Here is an 18,640-nt window from a genome sequence, read left to right on the forward strand (position 1 = left end):
GGGCCGTCAGCCGGTGGGCGGCAGGCCCAGCCGGGGGTGGCTCTCCAGCAGGGCGGACGGGGCGGCCTGGCGCCAGGAGTCGGCGAGGATGTCCCGCAGCTCGTCCTCGCCCTCCAGCGCGGCCAGCCGGGCCCGTACCCAGGCGAACTGGGCCTCGTGCCCGGCGATCCAGAACTTGTCCGGCTCGGCGAGGACCAGTTCGTCCCGCTCCTCCTTGGGGCAGCGCACGGCGATGGACGTCTCGTCCTCGGGCAGCGTGGCGAACATCTTGCCCGCGACCCGGAAGGTCGGCATGCTCCAGGCGATCTTCTCCGTGGTGTCCGGCAGGGACAGGGCGATACGGCGTACGTCTTCGGCGTCCGGCATGTCAGGCACCGTAGCCCGTGCCACTGACAGCCTGCCCGGGGCGGGGCGGCGACCCGTCGGCCCCGGTCCCGCGCCGCCGACAACCGCCGACAACCGCCGACAACCTTGCCTGTCGCGCATACCCTTGTGCCCATGACGCAATTCTCCGGTGATCTCGACGGTCTCGTACGCGCCCGGATCCGCGCCCTGCGCGTGGCGCAGGGCTGGTCCCTCGACGAGTTGGCCGGCCGGGCCCGGCTCAGCCCCTCCACGCTCAGCCGCATCGAGAACGGCCGGCGCCGGCTCGCGCTGGACCAGCTCGTCACCCTCGCCCGCGCCCTGGACACCTCGCTCGACCAGTTGGTCGAGACCGCCGCCGACGACGTGATCTCCAGCCCGACGATCGACGCGGCCCACCAGCGGATGCGGTGGGCCGTCCGCGCCGACCCGGGGCTGAGCGTCGTACGCCAGCGTCTGACGGACCCGCCACCCGACAGTCCCGCGCGCATGCGCGCCCATCCCGGCCGGGAGTGGCTCGTCGTGCTCTCCGGTACCGCCGTCCTGCTCCTGGGCGACCGGCGCATTCGGGTGGAGACCAACCAGGCCGCCGAGTTCCCGACGATGCTCCCGCACGCTCTCGGCGCCGAGGGCGGGCCGTGCGACGTCCTGGGCATCTTCGACCGTGACGCCCGCCGCGGCCACCAGCGCGCCGAGACGGACGAGTACGCCGGCCGCCCGTCCCCATGAGAGGACGGGCGCCGCGGACCAGGGGCTTCTTGCGTGTCCGGCACGCCGGGCGGCCATCGTCTTGCCCTTCCGGGAAGCGACCGGGCCGTCCGCCGACGGTTCTCCTAGCGTGGCCGGTATGACACACACCTCCCCGTGCGCGGGCCACGCCTCCGACGACCATGCGGAGATCCTCGACCTGGACGCGGAGGTGCTCGCCGAGCACCTCGCCGCCATCACCGCGTGGCTGCCCGTCACGGCCCCTCCCCGGCACATCGTGGACCTGGGCTGCGGAACCGGGGCCGGCACCTTCGCCCTGCTCGACCGCTTCCCCGAGGCCGAGGTGATCGCCGTCGACGCCTCGGCCGGCCATCTGAGCCGTCTGCTGGAGAAGGCCGCCGCGACCGGTGCGGCCGGCCGGGTGCGCACCGTCCGGGCCGACCTGGACGCCCCCTGGCCCGGCCTCGGCGCGCCCGAGCTGGTCTGGGCGTCCGCCTCCCTGCACCACATGGCCGATCCCGACCGCACCCTGGGCCGGGTGCGTGACCTGCTGGCGCCCGGCGGGCTGTTCGCCGTCGTGGAACTGGCCGGGTTCCCCCGGTTCCTGCCCGCGGACGCCCCCGAGGACCGTCCCGGGCTGGAGGAGCGCTGCCACGCCGCGCTCGACCGGTACCACGCCGAGCACGTGCCGCACCGCGGCGCCGACTGGGGAGCCAAGCTCACCGCCGCCGGTTTCACCGTCGAGGCCGAACGCACCGTCACCGTGAACGTCGGCCCGCCGCACACCGACGCGGTCGGCCGCTACGCCCTCGCCGGTCTGCGCCGCCTGCGCGGCGCCGCCGCCGGGACGCTGGCGGCCGAGGACCTCACCGCCCTCGACCGGCTGCTCGACGCCGACGATCCGCGCGGCATCCTGCGCCGCGACGACCTGACGGTGCGGACCGAGCGCATGGTGTGGGCCGCGCGGCGCGCCTCCTGAGTCCGGTTCAGCCGGGCGGTCCGACGTGTTTGAAGTACAGCGTCGTGGGCCGCAGGACACCGTCCGGGTTCGCGGCGTAGTCGGGGATCACTCCGGCCCGGGTCCAGCCCGCCGAGCGGTAGAGGTGTTCGGCGGGGCTGTCGGTCTCGGTGTCCAGGTGGAGCAGGGTGATGCCGGCCGCGGCGGCGGCCCGTTCGGCGGTGTCCAGGAGGGTGCGGCCGAGGCCCCGGCCGCGGGCGCGGGGGTGCACCATCAGCTTGACGAGTTCGGCGCGGTGGCGGCTGTTCGGCTTGTCGGGCAGGACGAGGCCGACGGTGCCGGTCACCCGTCCGTCCTCGCGCGTCACCCACACGGCGAGGCCGCCGGCGGCCACCGCGTCGGCCCGCGACCGCCACCAGGCGAGGGCCTCGGCCCGGTCGAGCGGGGCGAGGAAGCCGACCGAGGCGCCGCCGCGCACGGTGTCGGTCAGCAGGTCGGCCAACTCCCCCGCGGCGTCGGCGAGTCGGGGCGCGTCCAGGCGGGTCGCCGTCATGGCAGCACCACCGCCAGCACGTACCGCGCGTCGCCCGGCCCGGGGCACCGGAACCGGGTCGGCCCCCAGACCCGCAGCCGCAGACAGTCACCGGTGTCCAGGCGGTGGGCGGTGTCCTGCGCCGTCACCTCCAGTTCCCCCTCCAGCACCCAGATGTGCTGCTCCAGTCCGGGTACGGGCGGCCGGTCGTACGCCAGGTCGGCACCGGCGGTGAGCCGGCCCTCCACGAGTTCGCCGCGCAGCCCGGCGTGCGGCGGGGACACCGACCGGCGTACGAAACCGGCGGCGCGGTCCGTCCAGACCTGCTGGTCGGCGGCCCGGACCACGGGGGCGGGCCGGGCCTCGACCTCGCCGAGCAGCTGGGACATGGTCCGTCCGTGGACCGCGCACAGGCGGTTCAGGAGGGCGGCGGTGGGGCTGGTCTCGGCCCGCTCGGCACGGGAGAGGGTGGAGCGGCTCACGCCGGCGCGTTCCGCCAGCTCGTCCAGGGACCAGCCGCGTTCGGCGCGCAGCTCGGCCAGGCGGGTGCCGAGCCGGACGTCCACCGGGTCCGGGGCCGTCCCGTCAGTTCTCTGTCTCATATCCGGGACGCTATCCCGGATATGAGACAGGCGTGTTACGGGACGCTCACTCCCGCGCGGCCGTCTCCAGCGCGTCCAGTACCGGGCGGATCAGCGGATGCTCCTCCGCGCCCCGGCGTACGGCCGCGAAGACCCGGCGGGTGGGCGCGACCCCGTCGACCGGGCGGACGACCACGCCGGTGAGGTCCATGCCGCGCAGCGCCGAGCGCGGGACGAGGGCCACGCCCGCCCCGGCCGAGGCGAGGGCGACCACCGCGCGAAAGTCGTCCGAGGAGTGCTCGGGGCGGGGCTGGAACCCGGCGCTCTCGCAGGCCAGCATCACCACGTCGTGACAGGGGTTGCCGGGGTACGGCCCGATCCACGGGTCCTTGGCCAGTTCCGCGAGCGGCACCTCGGCGGCGTCACCGAGCCGGTGGCTGACCGGCACGACCGCGTCGAACGGCTCGGCGTACAGCGGGACGTGGGTCAGCCGCGGGTCGTCGGCCGGCGGCGCCCCGCGGTACTCGACGGCGACGGCCACGTCGACCTGCCGGTCCAGCACCATCGGCACGCTGGCGTCGCCCTCGGCGTCCTGGACCCGCAGCCGGATGCCGGGCGCGCTGCGGGCGAGGCCGGTCAGCGCGGGCGCGACGACCTGGGCGATACCGGTCGCGAACGAGGCGACGGTGACCGTGCCGGCCTCGCCCGAGGCGTACGCGGCCAGCTCGGCCTCGGCCCGCTCCAGCTGGGCGAGGACGGCGTTGGTGTGGCCGAGCAGGATCTCGCCGGCCGGGGTGAGCCGTACCCCCTTGGCGCCGCGCTCGACCAGGCGGTGGCCGGTCTCCTGCTCCAGGGCGGCGAGCTGCTGGGAGACCGCCGAGGGGGTGAGGTAGAGCGCGGCGGCGGCCGCTGTCACCGTGCGGTGGTCGGCCAGGGCCCGCAGGATGTGCAGCCGCCGCGCTTCGATCATGCCGTCGATTCTCCCAGCTCAGGCATCGAGTTCGGCCCGTGCCCCCACGAAGGCGTCCACCGCGCGGTGCACGTCCTCGGTGGAGTGCGCGGCCGAGAGCTGCACGCGGATCCGGGCCTGCCCCTGCGGGACGACCGGGTAGGAGAAGCCGGTCACGTACACGCCGCGCTCCAGCAGCAGCTCGGCCAGCCGGCCGGCCCGCGCCGCGTCCCCGATCATCACCGGCGCGATGGCGTGGTCGCCGGGGAGGATCTCGAACCCCTCCTCGGTCATCCGGCGGCGGAACAGCGCGGTGTTCTCAGCGAGCCGGACCCGCAGGTCGTCGGCGGACTCCAGGAGGTCGAGGACCTTGAGGGACGCGGCGGCGATCACCGGGGCGAGGGTGTTGGAGAAGAGGTACGGCCGGGACCGCTGGCGCAGCAGCGCGACGATCTCGGCGCGGGCGGCGACGTACCCGCCGGAGGCGCCGCCGAGGGCCTTGCCGAGGGTGCCGGTGAGGATGTCGACGCGGTCCATGACGCCGTGCAGCTCGGGGGTGCCGCGCCCGCCGGGGCCGACGAAGCCGACGGCGTGCGAGTCGTCGACCATGACCATGGCGTCGTAGCGGTCGGCCAGGTCGCAGATGTCGGCGAGCGGTGCCACGTACCCGTCCATCGAGAACACGCCGTCGGTGACGATCAGGCGCCGTCGCGCGTCGGAGGCGTCCTTCAACTGCCGTTCCAGGTCGGCGAGATCACGGTTGGCGTAACGGAGGCGGCGGGCCTTGGACAGGCGGATGCCGTCGATGATGGAGGCGTGGTTGAGGGCGTCCGAGATGACCGCGTCCTCGGGGCCGAGCAGCGTCTCGAAGACACCGCCGTTGGCGTCGAAGCAGGAGGAGTAGAGGATCGTGTCCTCCTGGCCGAGGAAGGCGGAGAGCCGGGCCTCCAGTTCCTTGTGCACCTCCTGGGTGCCGCAGATGAAGCGGACGGAGGCCATGCCGTAGCCCCAGCGGTCCAGGGCCCGGTGGGCGGCGGCGATCACCTCGGGGTGGTCGGCGAGGCCGAGGTAGTTGTTGGCGCAGAAGTTGAGGACCTCGCCGGGGCGGCCGCCGGCGGTGACGGCGACCGTGGCCGACTGCGGGGTGCCGATGACGCGCTCGGGCTTGTGCAGTCCGGCGGCGCGGATCTCGTCGAGGGTGGCGCGCAGGTCGTCGCGTACGGAGTCGAACATCAAGGGCTCCAGGGAAGGGTCGGGGGTGTCAGACGGTCCAGTCGAGGACGACCTTGCCGCCGCGTCCACTGGCGGCGTCGGCGAACGCGGCCTCGTGGTCGCGGTGGGAGTACCGGCCAGTGATCACGGGGGCGAGGTCGAGGCCGCCCTCCAGCAGCACCGACATCGCGTACCAGGTCTCGAACATCTCCCGGCCGTAGATGCCCTTGATGGTGATCATCGAGGTGACGACGCGGGCCCAGTCGACCGCGAACTCCTCGGACGGCAGGCCCAGCATCGCGATCCGGCCGCCGTGGGTCATGTTGGCGAGCATGTCGCGCAGCGCCTCGGGGCGGCCGGACATCTCCAGGCCGATGTCGAAGCCCTCGCGCAGGCCCAGTTCCCGCTGCCCGTCCGCGATGGCCGCCCCGGTGACGTTCAGGGCGAGGCTCGCGCCGACCTCGCGGGCCAGCTCCAGCCGTTCCTCGCTGACGTCGGTGACCATCACGTGGCGGGCGCCGGCGTGCCGGGCGACGGCGGCGGCCATCAGACCGATCGGCCCGGCGCCGGTGATGAGGACGTCCTCGCCGACCAGCGGGAAGGACAGGGCGGTGTGCACGGCGTTGCCGAACGGGTCGAAGATCGCGGCCACGTCGAGGTCGACGGGGGCTCGGTGCACCCACACGTTGGCCGCGGGCAGCGCGACGTACTCCGCGAACGCCCCGTCCCGGCCGACGCCGAGCCCGACGGTGGACCGGCACAGGTGGCGCCGCCCGGCCAGGCAGTTGCGGCACTTCCCGCACACGAGGTGGCCCTCGCCGCTGACCAGGTCACCGGCCGCGATGTCGGTGACGTCCCGGCCGGTCTCCACGACCTCGCCGGCGAACTCGTGGCCGAGGACCAGCGGGGCGCTCACGGCCCCGCGCGCCCAGCCGTCCCAGGCCCGGATGTGCAGGTCGGTGCCGCAGATCCCGGTGCGCAGCACCCTGATGAGGACGTCACCGGGTCCGACGGCGGGCTCGGGGACGTCCGTGAGCCACAGACCGGGCTCCGCCTTCTCCTTGACCAGCGCTTTCAACGCCACGGCTCCTGACGGGTGGGTCCCGGCGCCGGGCACGCCGAAGCGGCCCGCGTCCGGGGGAACGAGGTGATCGCCCAGCAATCTGCCCCACCGCGCGTCGCCCGTCCATCGAGGTTTTCTTAACCGCCGCCGCAGCTTTCCTTCACACCCCGGCGCGGGGGCACCTCACAGCGGCAGGCCGTCGGCCGCGCTCCGCTCGATCCGGCCCATCAGGTCCACGGCCGTCGCCTTGATGGTCTCCAGACCAGCCCTCCCCCACAGTCTGGGCCGTACGTCAGCGGCGCTCACCGCGCCCAGCACCGTCCCCGTGCTGTCGATGAGCGGGGCGCCCAGGTAGGAGCGGATGCCGAAGGTGTCGACGACCGGGTTGCCCGCGAACCGCGGGTAGTCGCGGACGTCCTCCAGGACCAACGCCCGCCGCCGGGCGGCCACATGGGGGCAGAACCCGTGGTCGCGGGGCTGGACCCGGGCGAACTCCGGCACGGTGCCGTCACCCGCGGGCGGGACCGGGGGGACGTGCAGTCCGGCGAAGAACTGCCCGTTCTCCACCAGGAAGTTGACCATCGCGTACGGCGCCTGGGCCATCTCGGCGAGCCGGTCCGCGAAGGCGTCGAGGGCAGGGTCCCAGCGCTCCCCGAGGCCGAGCTGCCGCAGCCGCCGTACCCGCGCGGGGGCCTCCCGGTCCTCGGGCGTGAGCAGCAGCCGTCCGGCCGGGCGCGGCGGGTCGTAGCTCATGGGCGGGCTCCGGCACCGTGCCCCGCGGCGGGCTCCGGCGTGTGGGCGATGAGATGGCGTACGAGGGTGAGCAGGGTCTGTACGCCGGAGCTGGAGATCCGGGCGTCGCAGCGGACGATCGGGACCTCCTCGGGCAGGTCGATGGCGGTGCGCACCTCCTCGGTGTCGTAGCGGTGGGCGCCGTCGAACTCGTTGACGGCGACGATGAAGGACAGTCCGCGCTGTTCGAAGAAGTCGATGGCGGCGAAGGACTCCTCCAGACGCCGGGTGTCGGCGAGGACGACCGCGCCGAGCGCGCCCTCGCACAGTTCGTCCCACATGAACCAGAACCGTTCCTGGCCGGGGGTGCCGAACAGGTACAGCACGTGCTGCGCGTCGAGGGTGATGCGGCCGAAGTCCATGGCCACGGTGGTCTCTAGTTTGTTCTCGATGCCGTCCAGGTTGTCGGTCGCGGCGCTGACGGTGGTGAGCAGTTCCTCGGTGCTCAGCGGCGCGATCTCGCTGACCGCGCCGACGAAGGTGGTCTTGCCCACGCCGAACCCGCCCGCCACCAGGATCTTCAGCGCCGTGGGGAACGGGTCGCCGCCGTCGGCGCTCTCGTCGTAGTCAGAGCTGTCGTCGTAGTCCATCGAGCACTGCCTCCAGAAGGGCCCGGTCCGTGGGGTCGTGGTGGAACGCGGCGGGTGGCTTGGTGGTCAGCGCGCCGCAGTCGACGAGGTCCGACAGCAGCACCTTGGTGACCGCCACCGGCAGCCTCAGTTGGGCGGCCACCTCGGCGACCGGGACGGGAGCGCGGCACAGGTCGAGGGCCTGTGTGTGCTCCGGGCCGAGGTAGCCGAGGGGGGTGGCCCCGGTGGCCATCACCTGCGACATCAGGTCGAGGGCGACGGTGGGCCGGGTGCGGCCGTTGCTGACCGTGAAGGGGCGCACCAGGCGCCCGGCCGCTTCGTCCAGCCACGGCCCGTCGCCGGCCGTCGCCACGCTCAAGGCCTCATCGCCGGGGAAGCCGGGGCCGACGGAACCGACGGAGCCGACGGAGCCGACGGGATCGACGGGGCCGACGGGCCGGCCGGGGACCCGAGGGCGTGCTGGCGGGGCGCGGTCACCAGGTAGGGGCGGACGCTCTTGACGAGCATCGCCATCTCGTAGCCGAGGACCGCCGCGTCGGCCTCGCGGCCCGCCAGTACGGCGAGACAGGTGCCGGAGCCCGCGGTGGTGACGAACAGCAGCGTCGAGTCGAGTTCGACCACGACCTGCCGTACGTCACCGCCGTCGCCGAAGCGGATTCCGGCGCTGCGGCCGAGGGAGTAGAGGCCGGAGGCCAGCGCGGCCATGTGGTCGGCGCTGTCGGCGTCGAGGCCGTGGACGGACTTCACCAGCCCGTCGCAGGACAGCAGCACCGCGCTGGAGGTGTGCGGCACCCGCTGCACGAGGCCGCTCATCAGCCAGTCGAGATCGGATACATGGCCGGTGGGCGCATCGCTCGCCATGGTGGATCGACTCCTTGGGGTACGAAAATCTGCGCAAGCGCTGGGGGCGGGGGCGGGGTCGGGCAGAGGGACGGTCATCAGGTCGGTGTGCTGCCGTCGGGCCGGGTGCCGGGCCACGTGCCGGTCTCGGGCCGGATGATGTGGTCGGTGCGGGGTTCGGGCGTGGTGGGCCGCCACGAGGGTGCGGACCGGGTGCCGGTTGTGCGGGTGACGTTCCCGGTATCGGCCGGGAGGTGCTCCGGCGGACCAGGTTCCAGGCGCTGCTGGGCCTCGGCGAGGCCGATGCCGCGCTGGAAGGCGGCCATCAGGCCGGGGTCGTGCCCGGCGTGCTGGTCGGTGTCCTGGCGGGGTGCGGGCCCCTCACGCAGTTGGGGCACGAGGTGCTCCTGGGCGCGCCGGTGGGGCAGCCGGGGCTTGTCCATGGTGCCGCGCACGGCGGTGTGGCGCGGTACGGGCGGTGCGGCGGTGTGCTCGGCGACCAGGTGCCGGTCGTCGGGCCGGATGCCGGGCACGGCCTCGGCCGGGGTGGGCCGCGCCGTCCCGTGGGCGCCGCGCACGGGCAGTGGCGCGGGTGCGCCGTGGGGGGCGGCCGGGGGGAGCCGGGGGGCGGGCACCGGTCCGGGGACGGGCGCGGGCGGCGGCCCCGGCACCGGTCCGGCGGTGGGCGCGGGCGGCCTCGGGGGTACGGCGGTCAGGTCGCCGCCGGTGGCCTGCGGCGCGGGCGCCGGTGTCCGCGGGGCCGCGTCGGCGTCCGGTGCCGTGCCCAGCAGGGCCTGCGGCACGACGAGGACGGCCTGGACACCGCCGTAGATGTTGGTCTGGAGGCGGACGCCGATGCCGTGCCGCTTCGCGAGCTGGGAGACGACGTACAGGCCGATGCGGCCGTCCGCCAGCAGCCGGGCGACGTTGACCTGGTCGGGGTCGGCGAGCAGGGCGTTCATCCGCTGCTGTTCGGCCACCGGCATGCCGAGGCCGCGGTCCTCGACCTCGACGGCGAGCCCGGCGGTGACCAGGTTGGCGCGCAGCAGCACCTGGGTGTCGGGGGCGGAGAACACGGTGGCGTTCTCCACGAGTTCGGCCAGCAGGTGGATCACGTCGGCGACGGCATGGCCGCGCAGGGTGCCGTCGACGGGCGGGACCAGCCGGACCCGTGAGTACTGCTCGACCTCGGCGATGGCCGAGCGCATCACCTCCGTCATGGAGACGGGGTGGCTCCACTGGCGGCGGGAGACGGCGCCGCCGAGCACGGCGAGGTTCTCGGCGTGGCGGCGGATGCGGGTGGCGAGGTGGTCGACGTGGAAGAGGCCCTTGAGCAGGTCGGGGTCCTCCTGCTCGTTCTCCAGCTCGTCGAGGATGGAGATCTCCCGGTGCACCAGCGACTGCAGGCGCCGGGCCAGGTTGACGAAGACCTCCAGTTTCTGTTCGCTGCCCGTCTGGCTGGAGAGCTGGGCGGCCTGCACGACGGCGCTGACGGCACCGTCGTGGGCGCGGGACAGGTCGGCGGCGAGCAGTTCGAATGCGTCGGCGTCGTCCGGCGGTCCGCCGCCTGGTGTGCGCTGGGGCGGGCCCTCGCCGCGCCGCAACGTGTCGACCAGGGCGCGCAGTTCGGCCTCGCCGCGGGCGGTGCCGCGGCGCAGGGCGCCGAGGCGTTCCTGTACGGAGCGGGCGGCGCGGTCGGCGGCGACGGCTGCGATGACGACGGCGGCCACGGTGACGGAGACCGCGCCGGCCAGCACGGCCCACAGCACGAGGGCCGGGCGGATGCCGGTGGACCGGACGGTGAACAGGACGGCCGCCGAGGCGCTGAGGGCGACCGCGACGGGCGGCAGCACGGCGAGACGGAGCAACTGGGACCGTAGGGGGGCCTCGGGCAGCGCGGGCTCGGTACGGGCGGCCGGCCGGCCGTGCCGTCCGCCTTCACGGCGGTCGGCGCGCGATGCCGGGGCGCGGAGGTGAGACATCGGTGTCCTCGGGTGCGGGTCCGTCGGGGCTGGGTGCTCGCGCGTGGTGCGCCACGCGGGCATGCGCCATCGCGGTGTCGGCCGCGCGGACCGCGAACCCGGCCCGTGTCGCCCGACGGACACTCACAGTAGTCGCGTGCGTCTCACGTGCGAGGGGCGGTTTGCCGAAATCCCCCGGACATCGCCATGGAGAGATGAGTGAACGATCGCAAGCGATCAAATCGCGTCACTCTCGGTTACTAGAGAAACCTTCCCGCCTCTCCCCGGTCGGCCGGCGCGAGGTGGAGGCGTACTGATCCCGGCCCGGCCGTCGGTGCGGATGCCGGCCGTCCGTACGGATGCCGGTCAGCGGTACGGATGCCGGCGCCGTCGGGACGGATGCCGTCAGGGCGCGCGGCCGCGACGCGGACCCCGCGCGGCGCGCCGCACCGCACCGCGCGCCGCGCCGCTGACGGGACCACCGGACACGCCCGGGACCTCGCCGCCGCGGCCGACATCGACGCGGGCCGGAGCCCCGGCAGGACCCGGCCCCCGGCAGGACCCCGCGCCCGGCGCCCCGGCAGGCGAGCGGTGCGCCCTCGTCACGGCGGCGCCGGCCGGCTCACCGTGCGCGCCGGAGCGCTCCCTGGCGGCCGTGCCAGGTGGGCGTACCCGTGTTCGACGCCAGGGCGAGCCCGTCGCGGCGGGTCCGTCCCCGCTCCGCCCGCCACCGCGTCGACGGGCCACGGCGACGCGTCGCGCCACGGCGACCCCGTGCTCGTCGGTCCGGTCAGATGACGCCCTGCGCCAGCATCGCGTCCGCCACCCGCTCGAAGCCGGCGATGTTCGCTCCCGTCACATAGTCACCGGGAGCCCCGTAGCGCTCGGCCGTCTCGTGGCAGGTGGTGTGGATGTCGTTCATGATCCGGGTCAGCTCCTCCTCGACCCGCGCCGCCGGCCACGACGTACGGGCGTGGTTCTGCGCCATCTCCAGGGCGCTGACCGCGACACCGCCCGCGTTGGCGGCCTTGCCGGGTCCGAACGCGACGCCGGCCTGCTGGAACAGGTGCACGGCAGCCGGCGTCGTCGGCATGTTGGCGCCCTCCGAGACCGCCTTCACGCCGTTGCGGACCAGGGCGGCGGCGTCCTGCTCGTTCAGTTCGTTCTGCGTGGCCGACGGCAGCGCGAGGTCGGCCGGGACCTCCCAGACCCGTCCGCCGGGCACGAAGCGGGCCGAAGCGCCCCGGCGCTCGGCGTACGCGTCCACCCGGCCGCGCTCCACCTCCTTGATCTGCCTGAGGAGGTCGAGGTCGATGCCCTTCTCGTCGACGACGTAACCGGAGGAGTCCGAGCACGTCACGGCGTTGGCGCCGAGGGCGGTCAGCTTCTCGATGGTGTGGACGGCGACGTTGCCGGAGCCGGAGACGACCGCCGTCCGGCCCTCCAGGTCCTCACCGCGCTCACGCAGCATGGCCGCCGCGAAGAGGACGTTTCCGTACCCGGTGGCCTCGGGGCGGATCAGTGAGCCGCCCCAGCCCGGGCCCTTGCCGGTGAGGACGCCGGCCTCCCAGCGGTTGGTGATGCGCCGGTACTGGCCGAACAGGTAGCCGATCTCCCGGCCGCCGACGCCGATGTCCCCCGCGGGCACGTCCGTGTGCTCGCCGATGTGCCGGTACAGCTCGGTCATGAACGACTGGCAGAACCGCATGACCTCCGCGTCGCTGCGGCCGTGCGGGTCGAAGTCGCTGCCGCCCTTGCCGCCGCCGATGCCGAGGCCGGTCAGCGCGTTCTTGAAGATCTGCTCGAAGCCGAGGAACTTGACGACACCCAGGTTGACGGAGGGGTGGAAACGGAGGCCGCCCTTGTACGGGCCGAGCGCGCTGTTGAACTCCACCCGGAAACCACGGTTGACCTGCACCCGCCCCTGGTCGTCCTGCCACGGCACCCGGAAGATGACCTGGCGCTCCGGCTCGCACAGCCGCTCGATCAGCCCGGGTTCGGCGTACTCGGGCCGGGCGGCGACGACCGGTGCCAGCGTCTCCAGGACTTCGTGTACGGCCTGGTGGAACTCGGGCTGCGCCGGGTTGCGGCGCTCGATCTCGGTGAGCAGGTGCGCGAGGGTGGTCTTCGTCTCGGATCGCGTGGTCACAGGAGCCCTTTCTGGCACGGCCGGCACCGGGAGGCGGTGCGCGCCGACGGGGGCGCTCGGCTCCGTTGCCGTGCGCGGGACACGTAAGTGTTACGCGCATGTAAACATCTTGACCAGCGTCGGGGTACAGGAACGCCCACTATGCGAGACGGGCTCTCCGCGCGGCCTGCCTCCCCGCAGGCCGCGCGGCCCGGCACCGCGCGGTGCCGGGCCGCTGCGGCCTGTCATGTCAGCCCTGACGGGCCTTGAAACGCGGCTCCTTCTTGTTGATCACATAGGTGACGCCGCGCCGGCGCACCACCTGTGCGCCCGGCTTCGCCTTCACCGAGCGCAGGGACTTGCGTACCTTCATCGCGGCCTCCTTCCGAAGGGCGTGGGTCGACGTCGCCTCAGCGCGTCTCGCGGAAGAGGACGTGCCCGCCGACGACCGGGTCGTACTTGCGCAGGACCAGGCGGTCGGGGTCGTTCAGACGGTTCTTGCGGGTCACGTAGGTGAGGCCGGTGCCGGCCGTGGAAGTCAGCCTGACCACCGGACGCGTGGTACTGCGTGCCATGAGGTGCTCCTTGCTCCACCACCCGAGCCGATTGACTCGGGCATGTCATACATGGGGTGCAACGCCCACGTCGGGTACCGCATTCCCGTCGCGGGGACCGGCCGTGCCGGACGGACTCCGCACGACGCGCACCGCCGGACCGCGTCCTCCGAACGGCGGCACAGGTGTCGTGCGGCGTGTTGACGCCCCTTCCGGGTGAACGCGTCCCGTTGGCCCCGGTCGTCCCGTCCCGGGCTGCGACTCTCAGAACCGACGTCCGGCGCGGGGCCGCTCCGCGACCACACCTCGGCGTCACCCGTACCTGATCCGATCGATCCGTTCCAGGAGCCCTTGTGACTGTCCGACACCGGGTGACCAGCACCCTCGCCTCCGCCGCCGCTCTCGCGCTCACCGCCCTCGGCGCCGTGGCGTTCACCGCGGCCCCCTCGGCCGCCGCCCCGTGCGGCTTCTACGAGACGAGCGCCGACGCCTTCTACCAGCACTGCACCTCGGACGGCTCGCACGTCGTCATCAAGGTGGCCGTCGCGCACGCGGCCGACTACGAGCGCTGTGTCGCCCCCGGCCGGACATGGCTCGGATCGGCGTCCAAGATCCAGGGCGCGCACTACGTCGGCCGCACGTGCTGACGACCGGCCCGCGGTGAGCGTCTCCGGGCACGGGCGGGCGACTCCGCCCGTGCCCGGTACGCGACGGGACCGCGCCACCCTGACGGGACGACCGGCCCCGCGGACGCGCCACCGGCAACGGCCGAGGCCCACCGTCGGCTCGGCGATCGTCCCAGGTCCTCGACGCCGGACGTCGACGCTCAGCCGGCGAGGTCCAGATCGCCGCTGCGGGGCTCGTCCGCGACCTCAACCTGCCGGGGACGACGCCACGGGTGCGCGATCGGCTGGGACACAGGCCGCCACCACGGCTCCGTGGGGAGCGCTCGCGCGGGCTCGAACGGCTCACCGGGCCGGGGAAACGCCACCGCCTGCCCCGCCTCCTGCGCCGCGTCCTTCATCCACTCCCCCGGCTCCGCCCATGGGTGCGGCGCCAGGTTGAACGTGCCCCAGTGGATCGGCAGCAGAACTCCGCCCGGGTCTCCGCCCTGCAGATCGAGGTGGGTCCGGACACCCTCCTCCGGGGTCATGTGGATGTCCGGCCAGAACTCCGCGTACGCGCCGACCTGGATCATCGTGGCGTCGAACGGGCCGTGCGCGGCGCCGATGTCCTGGAAACCGTCGAAGTAACCGGTGTCGCCGCTGTGGTAGATGCGGTGTTCCGGCCCGGCGACCACCCAGGAGGCCCAGAGGGTGTGCTGGGTGTTGCGCAGGGCCCGGCCGCAGAAGTGACGGGCCGGGGTGGCGGTCAGGGTGAGGCCGCCGACCTTCGTCTCCTCGTGCCAGTCCAGCTCACGCAGCCGGTCCGCCGGGACGCCCCAGTGCTCCAGGTGGGCGCCGACACCGAGGGGAACGGCGAACAGGGTGTCCGTGCCGGCCAGCGCCTTGATGGTGGGCAGGTCGAGGTGGTCGTAGTGGTCGTGCGAGATGACGACGACGTCGACCGGGCCGAGTGCGGCCAGCGGCAGCGGCACCGGGTGCAGCCGCTTGGGGCCGGCGAAGGAGAACGGGGAGCAGCGCTCGCCCCACACCGGGTCGAACAGCACCCGCTGCCCGTCTATCTCGGCCAGCACACTGGAGTGCCCGGCCCACGTCAGCCGCAGACCGGTGGCCGGGGGACGGGCCAGGTCGGCGACGGTGGTGGGATGCACGGGGATGGTCCCGGCGGGAGCCCGGCGGGCCCGCGCCTCACGGTCGAGGTAGGACTTGACCAGCCCCGTCGAGCCGGAGGGCCGGGTGCGGGCGGCGCCTCCCGGGTTCTGGAAGACGCCGTTCGCGAAGTGCGGTGATCTGCGGATGCGCGCCATGCGCTCGCCGCTCGGGTCCGCGCCGAAGGCCTCGGGCCGCGGCGCGCGGAGCCCGGAGCTGGGGGAACGGAAACCGGCCACGGTACCTCCAGGTGGAGTAGGACAGGCCTCCATTATGGTCGTCCTGTGTGACAGCGGTTCCCGCCGCCCGCCCGTCGTGCTCGTCGTCCGAGGGTCGCCCGCCCGCCGTCGGCTCGGGCGAGCGCCGCCACCTGCCGTCGGCTCAGGCGACCGCCGCGATCCGCGTCCTGATGTCGTCCGCCGACAGCGTCCCCTTGGCCGTCACATGGTCGCCGGAGGACTCACCGCGCAGTCGGCGTCCGATCCACGGCACCAGGTACTCGCGCGCCCACTGCACGTCGTCCCGGCGGATGTCGAGGGTGCCGCGCGGCGGAAGTACGGGCCAGGGCTGCTCCGGGTCGGCCGGCACCGGCAGGCCGAGGACCTGGCCGGCGCGCAGCGCCACGCGCGTGTGCCCCTCGGGCGAGAGGTGCAGCCGGTCGGTGTCCCAGGCGCGGCGGTCCTGGATGCTGCGCAGCGACCACAGGTCCAGCACCGGGCAGCCATAGCGGTCGGCGACGGCCCGTACATGTCCGTTGTACGTGGCGATCTTGCCCCGCAGGTGCTTGAGGACGGGCATCCGACGGGTGTCGAAGCCGGTCGTCACCATGACCGTGCCGGCCGTCGCGGTGAGTGCGGCCACCGCCCGCTCGAACCGCTCGGCCACCTCGTCGGGGTCGGTGCCGGGCCGGAGGATGTCGTTGCCGCCCGCGCAGAAGGAGACCAGGTCCGGTGCGAGACCGACCGCCTGGGGCACCTGGTCCGCCACGATCTGGTCGAGCAGCTTTCCGCGTACGGCGAGGTTGGTGTACGTGAAGTCGCCCTCGGGCCGCCGGTCCGCGAGCAGAACGGCGAAGCGGTCGGCCCAGCCGACGAACGCCCCGTCGGGGCCGCGATCACCGACACCTTCGGTGAAGCTGTCCCCCACCGCCACGTACGACCCGATCACTGCTCTCTTGTCACTCTTCGAATCGTCTGCCACGTCGGCCCATGATTCACCTTGGATTGTGACCTACGCGACCGTAGGAAGGGGTTGACGGGCGGTGAGAAAGGCCACTCCTAAAGTGTTGGCCAATTCCGGAATAAGTGAGCCCCGCTCCACAGGACACAGGACGCCGAAGGCCGGACCCGGGGATCGGGGTCCGGCCTTCGGCGGGCGCGCGCGGCGGGCGGCGTCAGACGGAGACGCCCTTCGACCTGAGGTAGGCGAGCGGGTCGATGTCCGAGCCGTAGTCCGGCGTGGTGCGGATCTCGAAGTGCAGGTGCGGGCCGGTCACGTTGCCGGTGGCGCCGGAGAGACCGATCTGCTGTCCCGCCGTCACGGAGTCGCCGCTGGAGACGGAGAGCGAGGACAGGTGGGCGTACTGGGCGTAGGTGCCGTCGGCGAGCTTGATGACGACCTGGTTGCCGTACGCGCCTCCCCAGCCGGCGGTGACGACCGTGCCCGCGCCGACGGCCTTCAGCGAGGTGCCGGTCGGGACGACGAAGTCGGTGCCGGTGTGGTAGCCGCTGGACCACATGCTGCCCGACTGGTGGTACGGGGTGCCGACGGTGCCGCCGTCGACGGGGGCCACGAACCCGGCGGAACTGTCCGAGGTGTCCGAGGTGTCCGACGCGGGCTGCGCCGTCTTCTTCTCCGCGGCGTCCGCGGCGTCCGTGGTGTCGGCGGCGGTGTCGGCACTCGCCGCGGCCTTGCCGCCGATGGCGAGCTTCAGACCGGGACGGATCAGCGACGGGTCGTCGCCGACGGCGTCGCGGTTGTCCTCGTAGAGCTTCTTCCAGCCGCCGCTGACGTTCTCGGCGTCGGCGATCTTCGCCAGCGAGTCACCGGCGCGGACGGTGTACGTCTGCGCGTCCTTCACGGCGGCGGACTGCGCCGAGGCGGACTGCGCGGGAGCGGCGTGGGCGCCGGCGGCCCCCAGGAGCGGCAGGGCGAGCGCGGCGCCGCCGGTTCCGGCGACGGCGAGGGTACGGGTCAGGCGCTGGGTCTTGGTACGGCGGTGCTTACCCTTCGCGGGCATGACGAATTCCTCTCCGGCGCCTGCGAGGTGAGCTGTCGGGTGCGGGCTGGAGCTGCCCGGCCGCACCGGAAGAGCGCGGCTTTACCCCTAGCCGTCCCGGGAACCGGAACAGGCGGTCGTACCTGTGGGTCCCCCGCTCCTGCCGCGTACGGGTGGTGAGTGGGTGTGGTCTCCGGGCGGCGGCAGGATTAGGCGTCCGTCCGGATCGGTGGTGAACGTAAGGGACCAGGACGCACAGGGACAAGCGAGGGATTCCCGGTGAAGGTGTTCCACATGATCCTTTGGGGGAATGATCCGTCACCCTCCGTCGATGGCGGGAATTGCGTGGGAGGCGAACACCCTTGAAAAGCACCTGTATTACGTGGACATGAGGCGCGACGTACGGTCACCGATATGACGCTGCTCACGCGGGCCCGCGCCAGCGGCTTTTATTCCAGAGCGAGTTGGGGAGAATGCTCCAATTCGGACAGACGCATCAGAAGTCACGCAGAGGGACAACCAGGACTCTTTCGGGGGTCGGAATGCCGTATCGTCGGGCGCACCCGCCGTCGATCAGCGGCAGCGGAGCCGAATGGGAGGAGTCCTCGTGACGCAACAGGTCCCGTCGACCGAGCCGGAGCTGGCCGGGGTACGCAATTTCCGTGACGTGGGCGGCCTGCCGGCCACGGACGGACGGCGGGTGCGGTTCGGCGTGCTGTTCCGCAGCGGCCACCTCGCCCACGCGACCGCCGAGGACGCGGCGTTCCTCGCGGGTCTGGGCCTGCACACCGTCTTCGACTTCCGCAACGCGGCCGACCAGAAGCTCGAAGGCCCCGACGTGGCCCTGCCGGGCGTGCGCAATGTGAACCTGCCGCTGTCCGACCCCGCCGACGGCGCCGAGTTCTGGAAGATGGTCCGCGACGGCGACCTGGACCAGTTGCGGGAGATCCTCTCGGACGGCAAGGGCGCGGACCGGATGATCGCGTCGTACCGCTCGATCATCACGGACCGCACCGCCGAGCACTCCCAGGTGCTGCACGCGCTCGCCGAGGACAGCGTCCCGGCCCTGATGCACTGCGCGGCCGGCAAGGACCGCGCGGGCCTGTCCATCGCGGTGACGCTGCTCGCACTGGGCGTCGAGCGGGAGGCGATCGTCGAGGACTACCTGAAGTCCAACGAGAAGCACCGCCGTTACAAGGTCAAGCGCAGCGGCTCCGCGGACTCGGCCTACTCCCCCGAGGTCATGGAGCTGCTGAGTCCCCTGTTCGACGCGCGCGCCGAATACCTGACGGCGGCCTTCGAGACGATCGAGCGGACCTGGGGCGACGTCGACACCTATCTGGAGCGTGGTCTGCGGATCACCCCGCAGACCCGGGACCGGCTGCGCGACCGGTTCCTCGACTAGGGCCTGTCGTTTGG

At 73.3% G+C, this 18,640-nt stretch carries 20 protein-coding genes, 1 pseudogene and 1 riboswitch; of the genes and pseudogenes, 4 read left to right on the forward strand and 17 right to left on the reverse strand.

Features of this window, described 5'->3' with window-relative positions; all coding sequences use genetic code 11:
* Window positions 1–6: 6 nt before the first annotated feature.
* Window positions 7–366: an MmcQ/YjbR family DNA-binding protein gene (locus tag J7I94_RS28240; RefSeq protein ID WP_215171405.1), complete on the reverse strand. Its 360-nt coding sequence runs from the start codon at window positions 364–366 to the stop codon at window positions 7–9.
* 132 nt (window positions 367–498) lie between these two features.
* Between J7I94_RS28240 and J7I94_RS28245 the strand changes: the two genes are divergently transcribed.
* Both J7I94_RS28245 and J7I94_RS28250 read left to right on the forward strand, forming a co-directional pair.
* Window positions 499–1,092 carry an XRE family transcriptional regulator gene (locus J7I94_RS28245; RefSeq protein ID WP_215171407.1) on the forward strand — a complete coding sequence of 198 codons (594 nt, stop codon included), beginning with the start codon at window positions 499–501 and terminating at the stop codon, window positions 1,090–1,092.
* A 118-nt stretch (window positions 1,093–1,210) separates the two neighbouring features.
* Window positions 1,211–2,050, forward strand: a complete 840-nt coding sequence (locus J7I94_RS28250; protein ID WP_215171409.1) for a class I SAM-dependent methyltransferase — start codon at window positions 1,211–1,213, stop codon at window positions 2,048–2,050.
* A gap of 7 nt (window positions 2,051–2,057) precedes the next feature.
* Here the strand turns inward: J7I94_RS28250 and J7I94_RS28255 are convergent, their stop codons facing one another.
* The 13 genes and pseudogenes from J7I94_RS28255 to rpmG form a co-directional block, all read right to left on the reverse strand.
* Window positions 2,058–2,582, reverse strand: a complete 525-nt coding sequence (locus J7I94_RS28255) for a GNAT family N-acetyltransferase (protein ID WP_215171411.1) — start codon at window positions 2,580–2,582, stop codon at window positions 2,058–2,060.
* Window positions 2,579–3,163 carry a helix-turn-helix domain-containing protein gene (locus J7I94_RS28260; RefSeq protein WP_215171413.1) on the reverse strand — a complete coding sequence of 195 codons (585 nt, stop codon included), beginning with the start codon at window positions 3,161–3,163 and terminating at the stop codon, window positions 2,579–2,581. Before J7I94_RS28260 ends, J7I94_RS28255 begins: the two co-directional genes overlap by 4 nt.
* Before the next feature lie 46 nt (window positions 3,164–3,209).
* Window positions 3,210–4,112, reverse strand: a complete 903-nt coding sequence (locus J7I94_RS28265) for a LysR family transcriptional regulator (RefSeq protein ID WP_215171415.1) — start codon at window positions 4,110–4,112, stop codon at window positions 3,210–3,212.
* A gap of 18 nt (window positions 4,113–4,130) precedes the next feature.
* Complete coding sequence (locus J7I94_RS28270) at window positions 4,131–5,324, reverse strand: glycine C-acetyltransferase (RefSeq protein ID WP_215171416.1); 1,194 nt, start codon at window positions 5,322–5,324, stop codon at window positions 4,131–4,133.
* 28 nt (window positions 5,325–5,352) lie between these two features.
* Window positions 5,353–6,381 carry an L-threonine 3-dehydrogenase gene (gene tdh / locus J7I94_RS28275; RefSeq protein WP_215171460.1) on the reverse strand — a complete coding sequence of 343 codons (1,029 nt, stop codon included), beginning with the start codon at window positions 6,379–6,381 and terminating at the stop codon, window positions 5,353–5,355.
* Window positions 6,382–6,549: 168 nt separating this feature from the next.
* Window positions 6,550–7,119, reverse strand: a complete 570-nt coding sequence (locus tag J7I94_RS28280) for a GAF domain-containing protein (protein WP_215171418.1) — start codon at window positions 7,117–7,119, stop codon at window positions 6,550–6,552.
* Window positions 7,116–7,748, reverse strand: coding sequence for an ATP/GTP-binding protein (locus J7I94_RS28285; RefSeq protein ID WP_215171420.1), 633 nt, complete (start codon window positions 7,746–7,748; stop codon window positions 7,116–7,118). Before J7I94_RS28285 ends, J7I94_RS28280 begins: the two co-directional genes overlap by 4 nt.
* Complete coding sequence (locus J7I94_RS28290; protein WP_215171462.1) at window positions 7,726–8,100, reverse strand: DUF742 domain-containing protein; 375 nt, start codon at window positions 8,098–8,100, stop codon at window positions 7,726–7,728. The genes J7I94_RS28285 and J7I94_RS28290 overlap by 23 nt, the downstream gene beginning before the upstream one ends.
* An 86-nt stretch (window positions 8,101–8,186) precedes the next feature.
* Window positions 8,187–8,609, reverse strand: a pseudogene (locus tag J7I94_RS28295) (roadblock/LC7 domain-containing protein); the annotation flags it as partial.
* Window positions 8,610–8,686: 77 nt separating this feature from the next.
* Window positions 8,687–10,570 carry a sensor histidine kinase KdpD gene (locus tag J7I94_RS28300; protein ID WP_215171422.1) on the reverse strand — a complete coding sequence of 628 codons (1,884 nt, stop codon included), beginning with the start codon at window positions 10,568–10,570 and terminating at the stop codon, window positions 8,687–8,689.
* Between the two features lie 769 nt (window positions 10,571–11,339).
* A complete protein-coding gene (gene gdhA / locus J7I94_RS28305; RefSeq protein ID WP_215171424.1) occupies window positions 11,340–12,698 on the reverse strand; it encodes an NADP-specific glutamate dehydrogenase in 1,359 nt (452 codons plus the stop codon).
* Window positions 12,699–12,927: 229 nt separating this feature from the next.
* Window positions 12,928–13,050: a type B 50S ribosomal protein L36 gene (gene ykgO, locus J7I94_RS28310; protein WP_215171426.1), complete on the reverse strand. Its 123-nt coding sequence runs from the start codon at window positions 13,048–13,050 to the stop codon at window positions 12,928–12,930.
* A gap of 37 nt (window positions 13,051–13,087) precedes the next feature.
* Window positions 13,088–13,252: a 50S ribosomal protein L33 gene (gene rpmG, locus J7I94_RS28315; protein WP_215171428.1), complete on the reverse strand. Its 165-nt coding sequence runs from the start codon at window positions 13,250–13,252 to the stop codon at window positions 13,088–13,090.
* A gap of 350 nt (window positions 13,253–13,602) precedes the next feature.
* Here rpmG and J7I94_RS28320 point away from each other — a divergent pair, with 350 nt between their 5' ends.
* Window positions 13,603–13,878 (forward strand): DUF6355 family natural product biosynthesis protein, encoded by a 276-nt coding sequence (locus J7I94_RS28320; protein WP_215171464.1) that lies wholly within the window; start codon window positions 13,603–13,605, stop codon window positions 13,876–13,878.
* A 179-nt stretch (window positions 13,879–14,057) separates the two neighbouring features.
* Here the strand turns inward: J7I94_RS28320 and J7I94_RS28325 are convergent, their stop codons facing one another.
* The 3 genes from J7I94_RS28325 to J7I94_RS28335 form a co-directional block, all read right to left on the reverse strand.
* Entirely contained in the window at window positions 14,058–15,242 is a 1,185-nt protein-coding gene (locus J7I94_RS28325) for an MBL fold metallo-hydrolase (protein WP_215171430.1), read from the reverse strand.
* A 142-nt stretch (window positions 15,243–15,384) separates the two neighbouring features.
* The gene (locus tag J7I94_RS28330) at window positions 15,385–16,170 is read right to left on the reverse strand and encodes an SGNH/GDSL hydrolase family protein (protein ID WP_215171465.1); all 786 of its coding nucleotides are present in this window, start codon (window positions 16,168–16,170) and stop codon (window positions 15,385–15,387) included.
* A gap of 226 nt (window positions 16,171–16,396) precedes the next feature.
* Complete coding sequence (locus J7I94_RS28335) at window positions 16,397–17,242, reverse strand: LysM peptidoglycan-binding domain-containing M23 family metallopeptidase (RefSeq protein WP_215171432.1); 846 nt, start codon at window positions 17,240–17,242, stop codon at window positions 16,397–16,399.
* Window positions 17,243–17,246: 4 nt separating this feature from the next.
* Window positions 17,247–17,407: riboswitch (cyclic di-AMP (ydaO/yuaA leader) on the reverse strand.
* 421 nt (window positions 17,408–17,828) lie between these two features.
* Here J7I94_RS28335 and J7I94_RS28340 point away from each other — a divergent pair.
* A complete protein-coding gene (locus tag J7I94_RS28340; protein ID WP_215171434.1) occupies window positions 17,829–18,626 on the forward strand; it encodes a tyrosine-protein phosphatase in 798 nt (265 codons plus the stop codon).
* Window positions 18,627–18,640 lie beyond the last annotated feature (14 nt).

Origin of the sequence: Streptomyces sp. ISL-12, from assembly GCF_018614415.1 — a bacterium.
Classification (GTDB): domain Bacteria; phylum Actinomycetota; class Actinomycetes; order Streptomycetales; family Streptomycetaceae; genus Streptomyces.